This window comes from Saccharothrix sp. AJ9571 (assembly GCF_021725495.1).
GTDB classification, from domain to species: Bacteria; Actinomycetota; Actinomycetes; order Mycobacteriales; family Pseudonocardiaceae; genus Amycolatopsis; species Amycolatopsis magusensis.
The window spans coordinates 7,229,470-7,249,243 of the sequence record NZ_CP091382.1 but is presented as its reverse complement, the minus strand read 5'-3'; the positions used below and the strand labels follow the sequence as shown (position 1 = coordinate 7,249,243).

11 protein-coding genes are annotated in these 19,774 nt (G+C 68.1%); 2 read left to right on the top strand and 9 right to left on the bottom strand.

Annotated features, from left to right (window positions below; translation table 11 throughout):
* Positions 1-5: 5 nt before the first annotated feature.
* From L3Q67_RS32640 to L3Q67_RS32605, 8 genes are read right to left on the bottom strand one after another with little or no spacing between them, the layout of a single operon-like run.
* Positions 6-1,082 (bottom strand): HAD-IIIC family phosphatase, encoded by a 1,077-nt coding sequence (locus tag L3Q67_RS32640; protein ID WP_499185269.1) that lies wholly within the window; start codon positions 1,080-1,082, stop codon positions 6-8.
* Positions 1,079-2,212: an acyl-CoA dehydrogenase family protein gene (locus tag L3Q67_RS32635; RefSeq protein WP_499185268.1), complete on the bottom strand. Its 1,134-nt coding sequence runs from the start codon at positions 2,210-2,212 to the stop codon at positions 1,079-1,081. The genes L3Q67_RS32640 and L3Q67_RS32635 overlap by 4 nt, the downstream gene beginning before the upstream one ends.
* Positions 2,205-2,501, bottom strand: a complete 297-nt coding sequence (locus L3Q67_RS32630; protein ID WP_499185267.1) for an acyl carrier protein — start codon at positions 2,499-2,501, stop codon at positions 2,205-2,207. Before L3Q67_RS32630 ends, L3Q67_RS32635 begins: the two co-directional genes overlap by 8 nt.
* Complete coding sequence (locus tag L3Q67_RS32625; RefSeq protein WP_499185266.1) at positions 2,498-3,352, bottom strand: 3-hydroxyacyl-CoA dehydrogenase family protein; 855 nt, start codon at positions 3,350-3,352, stop codon at positions 2,498-2,500. The genes L3Q67_RS32630 and L3Q67_RS32625 overlap by 4 nt, the downstream gene beginning before the upstream one ends.
* Positions 3,352-5,799 carry a type I polyketide synthase gene (locus L3Q67_RS32620; RefSeq protein ID WP_499185265.1) on the bottom strand — a complete coding sequence of 816 codons (2,448 nt, stop codon included), beginning with the start codon at positions 5,797-5,799 and terminating at the stop codon, positions 3,352-3,354. Before L3Q67_RS32620 ends, L3Q67_RS32625 begins: the two co-directional genes overlap by 1 nt.
* A gap of 26 nt (positions 5,800-5,825) precedes the next feature.
* Complete coding sequence (locus L3Q67_RS32615; protein ID WP_499185264.1) at positions 5,826-10,286, bottom strand: MupA/Atu3671 family FMN-dependent luciferase-like monooxygenase; 4,461 nt, start codon at positions 10,284-10,286, stop codon at positions 5,826-5,828.
* Entirely contained in the window at positions 10,283-15,373 is a 5,091-nt protein-coding gene (locus tag L3Q67_RS32610; protein ID WP_499185263.1) for a non-ribosomal peptide synthetase, read from the bottom strand. Before L3Q67_RS32610 ends, L3Q67_RS32615 begins: the two co-directional genes overlap by 4 nt.
* A 15-nt stretch (positions 15,374-15,388) precedes the next feature.
* On the bottom strand, positions 15,389-15,613 hold the full coding sequence (locus L3Q67_RS32605; RefSeq protein ID WP_499185262.1) for an MbtH family protein: 225 nt from the start codon (positions 15,611-15,613) through the stop codon (positions 15,389-15,391).
* 585 nt (positions 15,614-16,198) lie between these two features.
* Here L3Q67_RS32605 and L3Q67_RS32600 point away from each other — a divergent pair.
* Complete coding sequence (locus tag L3Q67_RS32600; protein WP_499185261.1) at positions 16,199-17,479, top strand: MFS transporter; 1,281 nt, start codon at positions 16,199-16,201, stop codon at positions 17,477-17,479.
* A gap of 1,075 nt (positions 17,480-18,554) precedes the next feature.
* A complete protein-coding gene (cynS, locus tag L3Q67_RS32595) occupies positions 18,555-19,001 on the top strand; it encodes a cyanase (protein ID WP_499185260.1) in 447 nt (148 codons plus the stop codon).
* On the opposite strand, the gene L3Q67_RS32590 is transcribed toward cynS, so the two are convergent.
* Positions 18,998-19,774 (bottom strand): arylamine N-acetyltransferase family protein, encoded by a 777-nt coding sequence (locus L3Q67_RS32590; protein WP_499185259.1) that lies wholly within the window; start codon positions 19,772-19,774, stop codon positions 18,998-19,000. The two genes, cynS and L3Q67_RS32590, sit on opposite strands and share 4 nt — an antisense overlap.

The window sequence follows — 19,774 nt, the reverse complement described above, 5'->3', positions numbered from 1 at the left end:
CCGCGTCATGGCGCAGTCAGCCGGACGGCGGTGAGGCGCGTCGTGGCGGACGCGGGCCTCGGTTGCGGCAAAAGGTGCAGTCGCTGCGTATCCCCGTCGTCGGCGGCCGGTAGTGTGGTGAGGCATGCGCAGCGCTCCTCGCTGAATCCGGCGAACCGGTAGGCGATTTCCATGATCCTGTTTCGCGAAGTCGGCCGAAAGTCGGCGACCAGATGGCGGCCGGAGGCCGCCCCCTCGCCTATCAACCAGTTCAGGATGGTGGCGCCAGCTCCGAAGGAAACAACCCGGCACGACGTGGCCAGCAGCTTCAGATGCCACACCGCCAGGTCGCGATGGAGGAGTACGACGCCGACCGCACCGTGCGGGCCAAACCGATCGCTCATCGTTACCGTGAGGACCTCGTGGCGGGGGTCGTCCAGGAGTGCACGCAGGTCGGAATCGGAGTAGTGGACACCGGTCGCATTCATCTGACTCGTGCGCAGTGTCAGCTCTTCCACACGCGACAGGTCGTCAGCTGTGGCCCGGTTGATCTCCATGACGAGATCTAGCGAGCGCAGGAACTCCTCCGACAGCCCGGTGAACGATTCCTGCTCGGCCCGGCGGCGCAGATTCGCCTTGTACATGTGGCGACGACGGCGCGAGTCGACCGTCTGTGTCGTCGGGATGTACTCCGGCAGTGTCAGCAACTCCGGGATGCGCTCGGCTGGATAACAGCGCACCTGCGGCAGATGGAACATGACCTCCGCACGTTCCGCTGGCTGGTCGTCGACAAAGGCGATCGTGTCATGGGCGAAGTTCAGCTGGTCTGCGATCTCCCGGACCGACTCTGACTTCGGCTGCCACCCGATTCTGGCGAGCACGAAGTACTCGGCGATGCCAAGGGCCTCCAGGCGCTCCCACGCGAGGTCGTGGTCGTTCTTGCTGGCGACGGTCTGCAGGATGCCTCGGGAGTCGAGCCCCGCGATGGTCTCGCGTACATGCTCGTCGAGGACCACGTCGCCGTCTTCGAGGAGGATTCCCCTCCACAACGTGTTGTCCAGGTCCCAGACGACGCATTTGACGGTCGCGATCGGATGTCTCACTGGTGCACCTGCCGGCTGACGACGCCCGCGGTTGCCAGGGCGTGCTGTGCGAGTTCGAGCTGACATATCTCGCTACTACCCTCGATGATCTCCATCAGCTTCGAATCTCGGTAGGCGCGGGCGACCACATGGCCATCGGAGGCGCCCGCCGAGGCCATGACCTGCATGGCGCACGTGGCACCATGCCTGGCCTGGGTTGCACTGACGTGCTTCGCGAGCACGGTCGCGACGACGAGGTCCGGCGAACCTGACTCCCAGCACTCGCTGGCGTGCCGGCACATCCTGGTGGCGACTTGCTCTGCGATGAAAATCTCAGTGACCAAACGAGACACCAACTGGTGCTCTGCAATCGGCTTGCCGAACTGCACCCGCGATCGCGCGTGTCCGGTCACCGCGCCAAGGCAGGCGCGCAGAATGCCGACGCAGCCCCAGGCCACCGACATCCGGCCATAGGCCAGAGCCGTCGTGACCAGAAACGGCAGTGACTGTCCGGTTCCGCCCAGGACATTCGCGGCCGGCACGCGTACGCCGTCGAGCCGGACATGCGCGTGGCCGGCCGCGCGGCATCCAAGCGGGTGCGGAACCTTCTCGATGTGGACGCCGGCGGCGTCGGCCGGCACGACGACCGCCGCCGCGTTGTCGCCGGTCCTGCCGAAGACGACGATCAGGTCAGCATAGGCCGCAGCGGTAATCCACGTCTTGGAGCCATCGACGATCACCGTGTCGTCCACGAAACGCAGTTCGGTACCCATCGCGCCGAGATCGCTACCCGCGTCAGGCTCGCTGAAAGCCACGGCCGCCAACTGGCCACCGACCAGCTTGGGCAGGAACGCGGTCCGCTGATCGCGGCTGCCAAGGCGCAGCACGGTCCATGCCGCCATGCCGTGTGAGGTCATCACGCTGCGCAAGGAGCTGCACAGGCTCCCGACGTAGGCGGTGAACTCCCCGCTCTCCTGGCTCCCCACACCGCGCCCGCCGTACTCCTTCGGCGCCTCCGCGCAGAGCACGCCTGCTGCGCCGAGCTCCTGTAGAACGTCACGCGGGAGCTCACCGGCGAGGTCCCAGGCGCCGGCGGCGTCCCCGACGAGGCGCCTCAGAGTGACCCGCTCGGCGGCGAGCCCGTCAGACATCCCTGCCCGCGGCAGCCTCGGCACGGAGCCGGCCGACGAGTGCGGCCATGCTCCAGACGGTTCGGAAGTTGGTTAGCTGCAGGTCCGCCCCGCCGACCGTCACGGAGTATGTCTTTTCCAGGAACACGACCAACTTCATCGCGAACATGGAGTTGGCGAGCCCGGTGGCGAAGAGGTCCTGGCCGATCTCCGGCCTGGTCCCGGTCTCGTCTGCCACGAAGCCGGCGATCTCGTCTTCGATGGCGCCTGTTCTGATGGGGGTCGGCTCGGTCTGTTCTTTCGAGCTCATGTTGGCTCCTCTCGGTAGACGTAGAAACCACGGCCGCTCTTGCGTCCGAGTTCGCCGCGCCGGACCATCTCGGCGAGAAGTTCGGCGGGGCGACACCGTTCGTCTCCGGTCCGGACGTGCAATACCGCCAAGGCGTCGACCAAGTTGTCGATGCCGATCAGATCCGCGGTGCGCAGTGGGCCCGTTGGGTGACCGAGGCAGCCCTGCATCAGGGTGTCCACTTCCTCGGCCGTTGCCGTGCCCTCGCTGACCACCCGCGCGGCGTCGTTGATCATCGGATGCAGGAGCCGGCTCGTCACGAAACCCGGCGCGTCACGTACCACCACCGCGCGTCGGGCGAGCCGAGCCAGCAACGAAAGCACTGACTCGACGACCTTGTCAGTGGTGCGTGGACCACGGATCACCTCGACCATCGAGATCAGGTACGCGGGATTCATGAAGTGGGTACCGAGGAGCTCACCCGGCCGTCGCACCGACGCCGCCAGTTCGTCGATGGGTATCCCGGAAGTGTTGGAGATCAACGGAGTTCCGGGCCGGACCAGGGCCGATATCCTGGTGAGCACCTCCGCCTTCCGCTCGGGCAGCTCGGTGACCGCTTCGATGACCGCTGCGGCCGGTGCGACGTCATCCAACGAAAGGGTCGTGCTCAGCCCGGCTGGAGCACACTCGGCCGGCAGCGCCCCCAGCAGCTGTGCATGTCGCAGCCCGTTGGCGACGGCGACCCGGGCGCGCTCCAACTCGACCTCGTCGACGTCCACCAACACAACGGGTAGGCCGTGCCCGGTGACAAGCGTCGAGATCCCGGTACCCATGACACCCGCGCCGACGACGGCGATGACCGCATCGTCCATCACGCCTCCTCCTGACCCATTGGCTCGTAGCGACCGGAGTCGGGCTCCACCCAGTAACGACGCCGCTGGAACGGATAACCCGGCAGTGGAGTTCGCCGCGGTCGCGGCGCGCCGTGGAAGGCGTCCCAGTCGATCTCCACGCCGGCCTGCCACAACCTGCCCACGGTGCCGAGCAGATGGGCCAGGTCGGACCGGGACTCCTGGAAAGGTGGCAGCGAGGACAGCGCCACCGGCTGCGGCGCCTGCCCGTTCTGCGCCACCGCGAGCGAGGTCAGCGTGTTGCCCGGCCCCACCTCGAGCACGACCCGGCCCGGCTCACCGAGCACCTTCCGCAGTCCGTCGACGAACCGTGTCGGCTCGCTGAGGTGGCGTGCCCAGTGGACCGGGTCCATGGTCTCTTCAGGGCTGATCCAGGAACCAGTCACCGCGGAGATGTAGGGCACCTGTGGCGGCTTGCACTCGTAGCGCGCGACGACCCGAGCGAGCTCGGAGTGGTCGACGCCGGGGAATCCGCTCACCGCGACGTCGAGGGCGTGATCCAACTCGATCACGCCCGCCAGGCAAGCCGCCACGTACTCACCGTCGCCATGGCCGATCAGCGCGATGGGCCGCACGCCCCAGGATTGCCACAGCCGCGCGAGGGCCCACTGCAGACCGAAGGCCGCCGCCGCCACACCGCGCGGGTCGGCGTCGGAATGGCTCCTGTCGGATCCTTGCCAGGTCGACGGGAAGAGAAGCGCACGCAGGTCGTACCCGAGCCGTGGCCGCACCAGTGCCGCACAGCGGTCCACTTGCTCGGCGAAGACTGGTTCGGAGCGGTATATCTCCGATCCCGCATCCGGGTGGTGCGAAGCGCTGCCTGGGAACATGAAGACCACCTGCCGGGCTTCCGCCTCACCCGTGTCGTGCGTCTCCCCCAGCGGGTCGTCTGTCTGGAGGGCGGCTACCGCCTCGGTCCGGTCGCGGCATACGAGGTGCCGGCGGTGCGGGAACCGACGCCGGCCGGCCTGCAGGGTATAGGCGACCTCTGCCATGTTCGGGTTGTCATGGCCTTCCAGGTGCCCGGCGAGGTTCGCGGCCGCGTCCGCCAGGGCCTTCCCGGTACGCGCGGACAGTACGAGCAGCTGCCATCCACGTCGGTCGGACGCGGCCGGCTCGGGCGCCGGCGCTTCCTGCAGCACCACATGAGCATTGGTGCCGCCGACCCCGAATGAGCTGACGCCGGCGCGCCGCGGCGTCGAGCCACGTGGCCAGGGACGGGCGGTTGTCGGTACGTAGAACGGTGTGTGGTCCAGCCGCAGCGCCGGGTTGGGCGTTTCGAAGTTGTTGCTCGGCGGGATTTCGCCGTGCTCAAGCGCCAGCACCGCCCGCACCAGGCCGGCCACGCCGGCGGCGGCGTCCAGATGGCCGATGTTGGCCTTGACCGAACCCAGTGCGCAGAACCCGCGTCGTTCGGTGGCGAACGCCTGGGTGAGCCCGGCCACCTCGATCGGGTCGCCGAACGGGGTGGCCGTGCCGTGCGCCTCGACATAGCCGATGGTCTCCGGCGCCACCGCCGCGACCGAATGGGCGGTGGAGATCACCTCAGCCTGTGCCTGAACGCTCGGGGCGTTGTACCCGAACTTCACTGAGCCGTCGTTGTTGACCGCCGTACCCAGGATCAGGGCGCGAATGGTGTCGCCGTCCGCGAGTGCGTCGCGCAGTCTGCGGAGCACCACGATCGCGACGCCGTACCCGGGAACGGTTCCGGCCGCGGCGGCATCGAACGGCCGGCAATGGCCATCCGGGGCGAACAGGCCGCCCTCCGGGACGACATAGCCACCGGCCAGGGGGACGGGCAGCGCCACCCCTCCTGCCAGTGCCATGTCGCACTCGTAGCCCAGCAGGGCCTGGCAGGCGAGGTGGACCGCCACGAGTGAGGTGGAACAGGCCGTCTGCACGGTGATCGCGGGGCCTCGGAGGTTACACAGGTACGCCGCCCGGGTAGCGAGAAAATCCTTGTCGTTGTAAGGACGCGCGGAGAACGCCAGCGAGGAGCGCCGAAAGCTCGTGTTCGCCAGGAGGTTCAGTGGGTAGTACTTGTTGGCGAAGCAGCCGGCATACACACCCACGGCGCCGTCGAATCGCGACGGGTCGTGACCGCTGTCCTCGAGCGCGTGCCAGGCGGACTCGACGAAGATCCGGTGCTGTGGATCGCTGATCTCCGCCTCCTTGGAGCTGTACCCGAAGAAGTCCGCGTCAAAGTGGTCCGCGTCCTCGATCACGGCTGACGCTGGCACGTAGCCGGGTTTGGTCACCATCTGTGAGGGCCACCCGGCGTCGACCAACTCCTCCACGCTGAACGAAGTCACCGACTCGACGCCGGCCAGCTGGTTGCGCCAGAACTCCTCGATGGTGGCTGCCCCCGGGAGCCGTCCGGCGAGCCCGACGACGGCGATCGGCTCCACGCCGTCATCCGGAAGGTCACCCTGTATCACTGGGCTGTACCCGCTCGCCTGGCGGTGCCTCGCGCCGCACGGCGGCGCGCGACTCCCCTGGCGGCACCCACATCGGACTGTTCGCCGGGGATGCGATCGATGGCACCGGCGAGTGCTCGGACGGTCGGGTACCGGAACATGTCCACAAGCGACAGCCCGTGACCGCCGTGTTCGAGCAACCGTGCCCTGGTCTTCACCACGAGCAGCGAGTTCCCGCCAAGCTCGAAGAAGCTGTCGTTCACACCCACTCGATCCACCCCGAGCATCTCCCGCCATACCTCGGCGACCACCTGCTCGGTCGCGCTCGTCGGCGGCGCATATGCCGGTGAAACCTCCGGTCGCGCACCCGGTGAGTCGGGCAACGCACCGCGGTCGACCTTCCCGTTCGGGGTCAACGGCACGGCGTCGATGACCTGGAAGGTGCTCGGCACCATGTAGCCCGGCAGCCGCAGGGTGAGGAAGGCGCGTAGCTCGTGGCCGGCCGGTGGCTGACCGGCGGCCGGCACACAGTAGCCAACGATCCGCTGATCAGCGCCTTCACCTCGGACGACGGCGACCGCCGACGCCACATTCGGGTGTTCGGCGAGCGCGGACTCGATCTCGCCGAGCTCGATCCGGTGCCCGTGCAACTTCACCTGGTCATCGAACCGCCCGAGAAACTCCAGTACGCCGCTTGGCGTCCAGCGCGCCAGGTCACCGGTCCGATAGATCCGGGCGCCCGGCTCGGCGGCGAACGGATCGGGCCGGAAGCGCCGGCTGGTCAGTTCGGAGCGGTCCAGGTACCCCCGGGCCACACCGGGTCCGCCGAGCCACAGCTCACCAGGTACGCCCGCCGGGCACGGCCGTGCCTGCCGATCGACCACGTAGGCCCGCACGTTCGCCAGCGGCCGCCCGATGGACACCGGGCCTCCCGCCGGCGGAACCTGGGACGACGTCGCCCAGACCGCCGCCTCGGTCGGCCCGTACATGTTGTGTACCGTGCCTCCGACGACACTGGTGAGCTCGCGAGCCAGGTCTGCGGGCAGGGCCTCGCCGCCGACAAGCAACCGGCGGAGCCGGTGCAGCTCCGCACGCGCATCCGGGTCCGCGAGCAGGAGGCGGGCCATTGACGGCGTGCACTGTAGATGCGTCACCTCGTGCCTGCGTAGTTGCTCGGCGATCGGCTCCTCGGCCTGCTCAGCCACGGCAAGCGCGGCCTTCCTGCGTTCCTCGGTGATGTCCCGAACGGCCGCCAGGTGCGTCAACGCGGCGAGCACCGCGTCCTCGTCGACCCCGAAGTCGATCAGGCAGGCGACCTCGTCGACGCCGACCTCTTTCATCCGGTCCACCATGTCGGCGCAGACCTCCGGTGTGCCGAACAGGCCGGCGGTGCCGAAGAACCTGTCGAACGCACGATCGACCAGCTCCCGCAGCTCCGATGACGGCAGCGCGGCCAGGTCAGCGGCGCTTCCGGTGGTCTCGCCGAGCGTCGTGATCAGGTCGAAGGAGGTCTCCAGATACTTGCTCAACGGCTCCCGGACCAGTTCCCGCACCTCGTCGATGTCCTGGCCGACGAACGTGTGGACCATGACCGCCACATGGCCCTCTCCGGGTCCGTGCCCGTGTTCCCGCCACGCCTTGCGGTACAGCGCGATCTTGTCGGCCAACTCGTCCAGGCTGTGGCCGAGGAGGTGGGTGAGAACTCCGGTGCCGGCCTCGCCGGCCATCTGGAAGGTCGACGGATGTCGAGCACTGGTCAGCCACACCGGGAGCACCGGCTGGACCGGCCGGGGAAAGACGCCGACGTCGACCTCGGCGCCCACGCCGTTGCGCCGCGACACCTTCTCGCCCTGCCACAGCCGCCGTACCTCCGCGAGACCGTCCATCATCAGCTGCTTGCGCTTCTCGTACCGGTCCGGCGCGAGGGCGAAGTCGTTGGCGTGCCAACCGGATGCGAGGGAGATGCCGACCCGACCGCCCGAGAGATTGTCCACAACGGACCATTCCTCGGCCACCCGCAGCGGGTCGTGCAACGGCAACACCACGCTGCCCGCGCGCACCTGGATCCGTTCGGTGAGCCCGGCGACGGCTGCTGCGGTCACGGAGGGATTCGGGTACAGCCCGCCGAACTGGTGGAAGTGGCGCTCGGGAGTCCACACCGCCGTGAAGCCGTGGCGGTCGGCGAACCTCGCACCGTCGAGCAGCAGCCGGTATCGGTCGCCCGGGCTGCCCTCCGAGTCGCTACCGAAGTAGAACAGGCCGAAGTCGATCGGGCGGGTGCGTGCCGCGTCGACCTCGGCTGCCCGCGCGACAGTCGCCGACGCCGGACGGGGCGGGTCACCGCGCACCACGACCCGGTAGCCACGTGCCAACGTCCACAGCAACTCGACCACGGAGATGTCGAAGGAGACACTCGTTACCGCAAGCCAGCTGCCGGGCTCGTCAGCACCGAGGACGCCGTCCATGCCCGCGAAGAGGTTGACCACGCTCCGGTGGGAGACCATGACACCCTTCGGTCGCCCGGTGGACCCGGAGGTGTAGATCACGTACGCCAGGTTGTCGGCGGTAGGCGCCACGGGCGAGACATCCGGTGCCTCGGCCGTGTCGGCAGCGGCCGGGTCGACATCCTCCGCGAGTGAGTTTGGCACCACCACCTCGGCGGCACCGAGCCGTCGAGCCGTTGCGGCGGACCGGGAGTCCGCCACGATCACCCGCACCCCGGCGTCGCTGACCATGAACGACAGCCGATCGTGCGGGTAGTCCGGATCGAGCGGCAGATACGCCGCCCCTGCCTTGAGTATCCCGAGCAGGGCCACCACCAGTTGTGCCGAGCGGCCGAGGTGGACGCCTACCGGTTCGTCGAGTGTCACGCCCAGCTCACGCAGGCGCCGGGCCATCCCGTCGGCGAGCCGGTCGAGCTCGCGATAGGTGAACGTGGCGTCAGCGGCGACCACGGCGACATCCTCAGGTGCCGCGGCGGCCCGTTGCTCCACCAGCCGGTGCACGAGAACGTCAGCGGTCTCGGCCCTGTCACCGGTTTGCCAAGCACCCAAGGTGGTGAGCTCGGCCGCCGGCAGCACGTCCAGCTCGACGACGGACCGGTCCGGTGCCTGCGCGGCGGCGTTCACCACACTGACGTAACGAGCCGCGATCCGTTCGGCGGTGGCTGCCTCGAAGAGGTCCGTGCTGTACTCCAGCCGACCGGACACGCCGGAGGGTGTGCGCGCCAGGCTCAGTGTGAGGTCGAACCGCGCCGTGCCGGTGTCGCCCAGCACCTGGCGTACCTGGCAGTCATCCAGGCGAAGCCCCGCCTCCTCCTCTTCGTGCCGGTAGCTGAACAGCACCTGGAACAACGGGTTCTGGGCGAGGTCACGGTTGGGGTGCAACTCTTCGACGAGCTTCTCGAACGGCAGGTCCTGGTGCGCGAGCGCGTCTTTGACCTCGGTCCACAGCCGCCGGGTGAGCTGGCGGAAGGTGGGGCGGGACGCGAGGTCACAGCGGAGCACCAAGGTGTTGGTGAAGAACCCGATGAGCCCGGCCAGCTCTGGTCGTTCCCGACCGGAGACCGGGGTACCGACCACTACTTCGTCTTCGCCGATGTGGGCACGTAACAGCACCGCGAAGGCAGCGAGCAGGACGCTGAAGAGCGTGACGCCTTCCGCCCTGGCCAGCTCGTCAAGTCGCCGGACCGAAGCAGTCGGCAGCTCGAACCCGAGCGCGGCGCCACGATAGCTCTGCACGGGCGGGCGAGGGTGGTCGGTGGGCAGGTGGCGCGTGGGCATACCGGCGAGCCTGGCCCTCCAGTACGCCAGCAGCCGGTCGAGCTCGGACCCGGCCAGCGTGCTCAGCTGCCATTCGGCGTAGTCGGCGTACTGCATGGTCAGATCGGGCTCCAGCCCAACCTGACCGGTCAGGGCGGCACGGTACCTGGCTTCGAGCTCGGTCCCCAGCACCCGCACCGACCAGGCGTCACAGGCGAGGTGGTGCACGGTGATCAGCAGCCGGTGCACGTGATCGCTCAAACGCAGCAGGAGGGCCCGGATCATCGGTCCGGCTGCCAGGTCGAACGCGGCACCGGCCTCGTCATCGGCGAGTCGCGTCACCTCGTCCACCGAGCGGCCGGGTGCGGTCAGGTCGACCACGGCAACCGTCACCGGGGCCGGCGGCAAGACCACCTGATAGGGCGTGCCGCCCGAGGAGCGGAAGGCGGTTCGCAGAATCTCGTGGCGCCGAACCACTTCGGTCATCGCCCGTTCGAGCGCCGTGACGTCCAGCGGGCCGGTGATGTCGTAGCCGAGCGGGACGTTGTACACCGCGCTCCCCGGCTGCAGCTGGTCAAGAAACCACAGCCGCCGCTGCGCATACGACAGCGGGTACTCGGACTCCTGCTCGGACCGGCGCCGCAGCAAGTCGGCAAGCAGCGCCCGCCGCTCGTCGGGCACCGATCCGGTGCCAGGCGTGATCTGCCCCGCGCTCACTCCTCCACCTCGGTTCCCTCTATGTCACGCAACAGCGACTCGACTTCCTCGTCACTGAGCCGGTCGAGCCCGGCCAGCAGTCGTGTGGCCGTCCGGCGACCGCTCGGCCCGACCGGACCGGGTCCCACCTCTCGTCCTGCCGCCGCAGCGGTCACCGCGGTCGCCAGGCTCGCCACGGTGGGTCGCTGGAGGAACAGCGCGGTCGGTACCTGTACGCCGAAGGCGTCGTTCACCTGGGCCACCAGTTGGGCCGCCAGCAGGGAGTGGCCTCCGATGCGGAAAAAGTCGTCGTCGCGTCCCACTGACCGGCCGTGGAGCAACGCCGAAGCCATCTGCGCGACGCGCTGTTCCGTCGCCGACCGCGGGCGCTGCTCGGCCGGTTGTACGACCGGAGTTCGCGGCGCCAGGCCGGCCAGCGCGCTACGGTCCACCTTGCCGTGTTGGGTCAGTGGCAGAACAGGTAGCACCACGACGTCGGCCGGCACCATATAGCCGGGTAGCCGGTCGCGCAGGAACGCCAGCAACTCCTCGTCGAAGGCGGCGCCAGCGCTTGTTTCATGGCCGTTCTCACGGCAGACATAAGCCACGAGCGAAGGCTCTGCTCGCGGTGTGGGCGGGCGGGCGGTAACTACGGCCTCCCGCACCTGTGGATGTTCCCGGAGCGATGCGGCCACCTCTCCAGGTTCGATCCGGAACCCGCGGATCTGCACCTGCTCGTCGGTACGGCCGAGGAACTCCAGTTGGCCGTCGGGCCGCCATCGGACCAGGTCACCGGTGCGGTACATACGCCCGCCGGGGTGACCTGAGAACGAATCGGGGACGAAACACTCAGCCGTAAGTCCCGGACGATTCACGTAGCCGCGGCCCACCGCGACGCCACTCAGGTAGAGCTCACCCCAGATTCCGATGGGGACCGGCTGCCGCTCAGGGTCCAGCACGTAGGCGTTGACACCGCTGATGGGCGGGCCGATCGGCGGTCGCCGTCCAGCCAGGTCCGGTGGGATACGGCCTACGGTTGTCACCACCGTGTTCTCAGCCGGTCCGTAGTGGTCGAACAGCTGGAACGGTAACCCGTCCGGAGGTGGTCCCGGCAACGCATCGCCACCGGTCAGCAGCGCACGCAATGCGATGCCAGCTGGCCACGGTTCGGTCAGCACGGCCGCGGCGACCGGGGTGGGTAGGAATGCCACGGTGATCCGCTCGTCGTCAAGCCAGCGCACCAACTCGGCCGGCGCCGCCCGGATCTCCCGCGGGGGAATACACAGGGTGGCACCCGCCGCCAAGGTGGGCCAGATCTCCAGCATCGAGGCGTCGAACCCCGGGCTCGCGAACAGTGTGGTCTTGTCCGCCGGGGCCAGCGCGTGTTCGGCCACATGCCAGCCGATCAGGTTTGCGAGCCCGCGGTGCTCCACCGCGACACCCTTGGGCCGGCCGGTGGAGCCCGACGTGTAGATGACGTAGGCGAGGCGCTTCGGGCCGACCTGCTCTCGGGGTCCGACGGCAGACAGCGGCCGAGCCGCGGTGGCACCGTCCATCTCGAATACGGTGAGACCAGTGCTGGACGCCGGCAACTGTGCCCGCATCTGGGGTGTGGCAAGAACTTTCCGTACTCCGGCGTCGTGGAGCATGAAGGTGGTTCGCTCGGTTGGATAGCTCGGATCCACGGGTAGGAAGCATCCGCCGGCGATGAGCACGGCGAGTTCGCCGACCACCAGCTCAGCGGAGCGGTCGGCGCACACTGCTACTGGTTCCTCAGCGGTAATGCCGGTCTCGCGAAGCCTGCTGGCCAGTCGGTCGGCGCGTTGCCATAGCTGCCGATAGCTGAGCTGCCCGTCCTGCCAACGCACGGCAACCGCGTCCGGTCGCGTACGGGCTTGCTCGGCGATCAGCTCGGTCACCGGACCGGCGCCGGCCACCTCGGGTCCGCGGCTCCAGCACTCGAGTTGGTCCGCCTCCTCGTCCGGAAGCAGGCGCAGTGCCCCCACCCGGGTCCCTGGCCTGGCAACCGCGTCGGCGAGCAGGGTCAGGTAGTGCGTGACCATCCGCGACATGGTCGACTCGTCGAACAGGTCCGACGAGTGCTCCCAGACAATGGCAAGATCGTCGTCCTCGGGACTGGCCTCCCGGCCGAGGCGCTGCTCGGCGCGCGGTATCACGATCACGTTGAGGTCGGACTTGGCCGAGCGGTTCGAGCGTTCGGTGACCCTGCCGGAGAGCCCGCCGAAGTCGATGTCCGGCACGGCGGAGTCGTGGAAGCTGAACATGACCTGGAACAGCGGGTTTCGCGATGGGTCGCGGGACGGATCGATCGCGTCGATCACCGCGTCCACCGGGGTGTCCGACCAGGCCAGCGTCTCAGCGACCGTCTGCCGCACCTGCTCGAGCAGGTCACTGAACGGCTGGTCGGCCGACACCTTGGTGCGCAGTACCAGTGTGTTGACGAGCATGCCGAGCAACGGCCCGAGCTCGGGGATGTTCCGGTTCGCCGCGCCGGTCCCGACGAGCATGTCCCGCTGCCCGGTGTACCGGAACAGCAGCGCCGCGAAGCCCGCGTACATCGTGGAGAACAACGACACGTGGTGCTCTCGGCTGAAGGCCCGCAGTTCCCGGGCCAGCTCGGCCGGGACCAGGATGCGCGGCGCCCTGCCGCGGAAGGTCGTCACCGGCGGCCGCGGCCGGTCGGTGGGCAGCTCCAACGTGTCCGGCGCGCCGGACAGCCGGGCGGTCCAGTGGTCGACGTGCGCACGCAGCACCTCGCCACGCATCCAGTCCCGCTGCCAGCACGCGTAGTCGGCGTATTGGACGGCCAGTTCGGGCAACGGTGAGGGCAGCCCGGCGGCGAAGGCCGGGTAGAGGGTGCGCAACTCGGACAGGAACACCGAGAGCGACCATCCATCGTGGACAAAGTGGTGCTCCACGTGCAAAAAAGTGTTTTGCTCGTTCTCGTGCCGCAGCAGCACCCAGCGGGCCAGCGGTGGCTTGGTCAGGTCGAACGGCTGGCGCACTTCCGCGGCGACTACCCCGTCGGCGTCCTCGGCCGGGACGTCGAGCACCTTCAGCGGCGCCTTGGCTTCCGCCATCGGTCGCTGTTGCCCCACCCCGTCGACCGCGACGAAGGCGGTCCGCAGGATCTCGTGCCTGCGCACGATCTCGTCCAGCGACGCGCGTAGGGCGTCGACGTCCACCCAGCCGTGCAACGACACCGTGGCCTGGAAATTGTAGGCCAGGTTGCCCGGCGACAGCTGCTCGAAGAACCAGACCCGTTCCTGCGGCAGGGACAGCGGGATCGGTCGGTCCCGGTCGTACCGGCGCAGTGGCGGCGGGACCGGCGCGACTGCCGCGGCGACGGGATCGTGCCCGTTGCCCTCGGTCGCGGCGGCACGCTGGTCGATGATCGCCGCGAGGGTGGCCACGGTACGCGCGTTGAACAGCTCGGGCACGCTCACCACGGTGTTCAGCTCCGCCGCGATCTGGGCCGCCAGCCGCGCGACGAGCAACGAGTTCCCGCCCAGCGCGAAGAAGTCGTCATGCGCGCCGACCTCCGCGGTGCCGAGCAACCCGGCCACGATCCCGGCCAATGCCGTCTCGGTCGGGGTGCTCGGCGGCACGACGACGTCGGCAAGGCCGGCCGCCACCCGGTCGGGAGCAGGCAGCGCGGCGCGGTCGACCTTGCCGTTGGGCGTCAGCGGCAGCTGGGGCAGCTCGACGATCGCGGCCGGCACCATGTAGTGGGGCAGCCGAGCCGCGACGAACTCGGTCAGCTCGGCCGGCGCGACGCCGGAGACGACATAGGCGACCAGGCGCGCGTCCGGACGATTAGAACGTTCGGCCGCCACGAAGGCGTCCAGTACCGCCGGGTGCTGCTTGAGGACCGTGGCCACCTCGCCGGGTTCGATCCGGAACCCACGGATTTTGACCTGGTCGTCGTACCGGCCGATGTACTCGAAGACCCCGTCGGGCCGGCGGCGGACCTTGTCGCCGGTCCGGTACATCCGCTGCCCGGGGACGTTGATGTCCGGAACGAACGACGCCGCCGTGTTCACCGGGTCGTTCAGGTATCCGCGCGCCACGCACTCACCGGCCAGACACATCTCGCCGGCTTCGCCATCGGGCACCGGGTCGATCCCGTCGAGCACATAGCAGCGCACGCCGTCGACGGGCACCCCGATCGGCGGCGGCAGTGGTCCACCCGGCACCACCTCGCCGGCAGTCACCTTCACCGTGGCTTCGGTCGGCCCGTAGAGGTTGATCACGGAGAACGGCAGCCCTTCCGGCACATCGCGCTGCATCGCCGAGCCACCGGTGTGCAGGAACCGGAGCACCGTGTGCGCCGGCCAGTCCTCGTCGAGGATGGCCTCGGCCAACGGTGTGGGCAGGAAGGTCACGGTGATCTGCTCGTCGGCCAGCCAGACGGCGAGCTCGGATGGTGAGCTGCGCACCTCGGCAGGTGGCACCACCAGGGTGGCCCCGGCGGTCAGGGTGAACCAGATGTCCTGGACGGACACGTCGAAGCCGGGACTGCACACCAGAGTCGACCGGTCCTCCCGCCGCGTCCGGTAGGTCCTGTGGTGCCAGCGCATCAGGTTGGCCAGACTCGCGTGGGTCACCGCGACGCCCCTCGGCCGGCCGGTGGAACCCGACGTGTAGATCACATAGGCCAGCGCCGCGCCATCCAGCCGGGGAGGTTCCATGATGGTCGCGTCAGGTGGTTCCTCGGTCAGGTCCACCACCAGGACGTCATCCCCGAGCGGCGCCCCACCAGACACCAGCGGTCCGGTGCTGAGGACCGTATCGGCGCCGGAGAGTTCCAGCAGTTGACGGATCCGCGCGGCCGGCTGGGCCGGGTCCAGCGGCAGGTAGGCCGCGCCCGCCAGCAGGGCGGCCAGTTCGCCGACCACCAACTCCGCTGACCGGTTGGCGTAGACGGCCACGACGCTCTCCTGGCCCACCCCTCGCTCGGTGAGCTTGGTCGCGAGACCGGACGCGTGTGCAGCAAGGCTCCGGTAGGTCAGCCGCAGGTCGCCGTCCTGCACCGCGACCGCGTCCGGCGCCTCGGCCACACGGGCGAGGAAGTCATCGAGCACCATCTCGCAAGTTTTCCTTCACTGTGAGAGTGGGTCCGGCAATCCAGCCTGCGCCAAGGCCCGACGCAGACTAAGCGGACGCATGTCTGTCCACACTTCGCCAATGTGGGCCAGGCATTCCTCCTTGGAACCGCTGACGCCGTCGCCACGCCAGCCGAGCGGCAGAGCGCGTTCCGCAGGCCAGATCGAGTACTGCTCCTCATCGTTGAGCACAACCACAAAGACCTGGGTGTCGTCGTCCATGGATTCCTCCGTTTCAGCGGGAAGTGGTGGGACACCGTGCCCAGCACCGCGACACGGTCCCTCTACGACGAGAGGTCACAGCCACTGCTATTTGCATCACCCCAGGTGCTGTCCGTTAGCGAATCGAGGATCCCATGGAGATGTCGGTGTCGCTGTCGGGTGTTCACCGGACAGCGAGAGAGCCTGCCTGCGTGTATGAGCTCACGACTCATGGAAATATCAAGAAGGGGTTGCACGAGATGCTAGGGTGCAAGTTCGCAAACGGACCGACGTTGCCCGGATGAGAAATGTGGCCGCCGTAGCCGAGAACAAGCAAGTGAACTCTGACCTGGGACGATAATTCTCACGGTTAGAGCTCCAGGCAAAAAGGTCACTGGACTCAGATGGATTGCCCCACTCGCCGATGCAAGCAATCCAGGCGGATAGCCGGCAGTTTGCAACGGCCGCACGGAACACTAAGGAGGTAAGTATGCTTAGCGCGTTCGGCGTATTGGCACTGTTCCACCTGGTGTATGCACAACCTGAAGAAAACAACAGGATGTGCGTGGTTGACAGTGTTCCCGGAGTGGACCAAAGCTTTACACCATGAGCGCGAGGAAGAGCCTGTTCGCCGACCGAGACTTCCGGCTTCTGTTCGGCGCGGACACAGCCAGCAAACTCGGGACCCAGGTCACGATGTTGGCGCTGCCGCTGATCGCAGCCGTGGCGCTACAGGCGACGCCACTGCAGGTGGGGTTGCTGACCTCGGCTCAGACGGCGGCATTTCTTCTGATCGGGCTGCCGGTCGGGGCCTGGGTGGATCGGGCCCGGCGGCGGCAGGTGCTGATCGTGAGTGACCTGGGCCGGTTCGTGCTGCTCGCATCGATCCCGGTGGCATGGTGGCTCGGCGTGCTGGGCATGGTCCAGCTTTATGTGGTTGCGCTACTGACTGGGGCATTGACCGTGTTCTTCGACGTGGCTCACCAGAGCTACCTGCCGCACCTGGTTGGCCGTGACCGGTTGGTGGAGGGCAACTCCAGGGTCACGGCCGTGGATTCGACGGCACGGGCCGGCGGCCCCGCACTGGCTGGTTACCTGATCCAGCTCCTGACCGCCCCGGTGGCAATCGTGGTGGACGCGCTCAGCTACCTGTTCTCGGCGGGGTGTGTGCTGGCCGTGCGGAAGCGGGAGCCGAGGCCCGAGCGCGCGCCCGGTCGGCACCTTGGCCGCGAGGTAGCCGAGGGTATCCGATACGTGTTCGGGCATCCGCTTCTGCGGCCGATCGCGGTCGCGACGGCGACGTTCAACCTCTTCGCCAACATGCGGAACCCGATGCTGATCGTGGTGCTGGCCGGGCAGCTTCGTCTGCCAGCGGGCATGATCGGGCTGGTGATGTCCTTCCTGGGGATTGGCGGTCTGCTTGGCGCGGTGACGGCTGGACGGTTCGCCGACCGGCTGGACCCCGGACGGGCGATCTGGATCCCCATGGTTGCCGCGGCACCATTCGCATTCCTGGTGCCGCTGGTGGAGTCGGGTTGGCAGCTGTGGCTGGGTGGCCTGTCGCTCGGGCTGTCCGGGATCGCCATCGCCTGGTACAACATCACCCAGGTCAGCCTGCGGCAGCGAGTTACGCCGGAGCGACTGCTCGGGCGGATGAACGCGACGATTCGGTTCCTCGTATGGGGCACGCTCCCGATCGGCGCCTTGCTGGGCGGACTGATCGGGGAACTCGCGACGCCGCGCGCTGCGCTGTGGGTAGCCGCCTTCGGGCTCGCCCTGTCCTGGCTGCCGGTCTTCGTCTCGCCGCTACGCGCACTACGGGAACTACCTCCGGAGGCGTCGACCGTCTCACCGCCGGACGGCAAGCGGTCGGAAGCCACTAGCTGACACGTTCTCGTCCTCGACAGGCGGTGGGCGTCGACAGACCTCGACTAGAGCGTGGGGGTCAGGATTCTGAACGTTTTAGTCAAGTTTCGGGACGGCGTATGGTGGTCTTGCCCGCTCCATTTCATGCAGGCAACGGCCTGACCAGTCGCTTCGGGTGGCATAACCGATCGTCGATGGCGTTCGGACTAGGCGCAGCGGGCGGGGGCGGTCTGCCGGTCATGATCGCGAGTCCCTGCGGGAGGGCGGCCGAAGCGAGTGGATCATGAAACGCGATGCCGAGGCCCGGCGAATCACCGACCTCTACGCGAAGTCGGTGGAGCAGCTCGGATCCGATAAGGCTCCCGTCCGCCATGGCGGTCTCTTCGCCACCTCGAACGACTCGGCCCAAGGCCACCCGACTCTGCGCCAGATCGTGGTCAACGTCTTCTGCGCCTACCTGCGCGGTCCCTTCGACGTGCCCGGCGGCCGATGCGGAGAAAGCCACACGCGAGGAGTACCGCGAGTCGATCCAGGAACGGGAGGTCCGACTCACCGCGCGGACCTTCCTCGCCACCCACCTCCGGCCCGGAGCACCCGGCCGATACCTTCTGGCCCGCCGTGAACCTCGATCTCACCGGAGCCGTCCTGCTCGACCCCGACCTGAGTAACTGTCGACCATCGCACGCCCCACCAAGGTCTCCATCGGCACCGTGCACAACTTGCTCAACGACAACCCGCCCGCCGTGCACGCCGACGCACCGGAGGGCGCTCCGCCGAACTGGAGTTCCGCGACCTCTGCCGGAAGGAACCGACCGGGGAAGCTGCGGCGGCGTGCTCGATGGCGGCTCGAGCAGGCGGTCAGCCGATCGGTCCCGCCTCTTTCCGGACGTTGAGTTGGGTGCGATGTTCGTGCACGAGCCCGCCAGCAGCTCCATCCTCGGCCGTTCGCTGAGGAGATCTCGTGGGAAGGAGATCCAGCACGCCGCTACCGTGACGGCGGACGCGGCCGGGAGAACGTGCTGTCCACGGAGGTGCTCACTGAGTGAGGCAGGTCGCGCGGCTTTACCCGCGCTCGTGCGGTGCATACCGTCGGGACATGATCTCGAAGAAGGAAACCGGTCAGGTTGTGCTCGAGGCCAAGACCCGGCTCGGCCTGAGCTGGGCAGCGCTCGCAGAAGCCATCGACGCCCCGCTCGCCTGGACCACCGCCGCCCTGCTCGGCCAGCACCCGATCCCCCAGGACCAAGCCGAAACACTCGCCGCGATCCTCGAACTGGACGCCGACGCGATCACCGCGTTGCAGGCCCAGCCCACCCGTGGCGCGCTCGAAGACGCCGTGCCGACCGACCCCACCATCTACCGCTTCTACGAAGTCCTCCAGGTCTACGGACCCACCATCAAGGAACTCATCCACGAGAAGTTCGGTGACGGCATCATGAGCGCCATCAACTTCAAGCTCGACGTGGACCGCCGCGAAGACCCGGGCGGCGAACGCGTCGTGGTCACCATGGACGGGAAGTTCCTCAAGTACCAGTGGGGCTAGCGGCTTCCCGAGAGGATGCGGCTCAGCGCCCGGTCCAGTTCGGTGGGATCGACCAGCGCGGTCACCTGCTCGTGGCCGTCTTCGACGGTCAGGTAGCGCTTGCCGACGAGCAGCATGTGCCCGTTGGCGGAGGACCGCGCGCGGATGGTCGCGGTCGCGAGCACCGTGCCTTCGGTGTAGTCCCGCATCTTCTCGGCGAAGCCATGCCAGTCCTCGACGCGGCGGCCGACCGTTTTGAAGCGGTAGACCGCCCGCCACTGCCCGGTCCGGCTGCGGCGGTGCAGGGTCTGCCAGCCCGCCTGCTCGACCACCTTGTAGCGGCAACCGAACTGGTGCTGCACCTCGGAGTTCAGGCGCAACGGCTCCAGATACGAGGGCCCGGAGAAGCCGACGTCCGCCAGCCAGAGGTCGTCTCCCAGCAGGACGCCGGTGAACAGGTGCGACAGGTCGGGTGAGAACGAGCCGTCCTCCTGCCGCACTCCGGCCGAGATCGTCATGGTGTCGAAGCCGAGTTCGGTCAGCAGCCGGTTGAACAGCGGATTCAGCTCGAAGCAGATACCTCCGGCACCGTTGAGCACGATCTTGTCGAAGGTCGCGTCGAAGTCGATGTCCGCGATGTTGCGCACCGGCTCGGCACCGGCCGGCGCGAACTTCGTGTTGTCGTACGGAATGGCGTTGAGGTGCAGTTTGTGCAGCCTTCGCAGCGTCTCCGCGGTGACCGCACACGCACCCGAGTAACCGAGGCGGTCGAGGTAGGCGTCCGTATCGAACAT

What these genes read in the sequence shown, in the direction of transcription:
- L3Q67_RS32635 (WP_499185268.1), bottom strand. Translation starts at nt 2,212, where the DNA reads ATGTCTGACGGGCTCGCCGCCGAGCGGGTCACTCTGAGGCGCCTCGTC.
- L3Q67_RS32630 (WP_499185267.1), bottom strand. Translation starts at nt 2,501, where the DNA reads ATGAGCTCGAAAGAACAGACCGAGCCGACCCCCATCAGAACAGGCGCC.
- L3Q67_RS32625 (WP_499185266.1), bottom strand. Translation starts at nt 3,352, where the DNA reads ATGGACGATGCGGTCATCGCCGTCGTCGGCGCGGGTGTCATGGGTACC.
- L3Q67_RS32610 (WP_499185263.1), bottom strand. Translation starts at nt 15,373, where the DNA reads ATGGTGCTCGATGACTTCCTCGCCCGTGTGGCCGAGGCGCCGGACGCG.
- L3Q67_RS32605 (WP_499185262.1), bottom strand. Translation starts at nt 15,613, where the DNA reads ATGGACGACGACACCCAGGTCTTTGTGGTTGTGCTCAACGATGAGGAG.
- L3Q67_RS32600 (WP_499185261.1), top strand. Translation starts at nt 16,199, where the DNA reads ATGAGCGCGAGGAAGAGCCTGTTCGCCGACCGAGACTTCCGGCTTCTG.
- cynS (WP_499185260.1), top strand. Translation starts at nt 18,555, where the DNA reads ATGATCTCGAAGAAGGAAACCGGTCAGGTTGTGCTCGAGGCCAAGACC.
- L3Q67_RS32590 (WP_499185259.1), bottom strand. Translation starts at nt 19,774, where the DNA reads ATGTTCGATACGGACGCCTACCTCGACCGCCTCGGTTACTCGGGTGCG.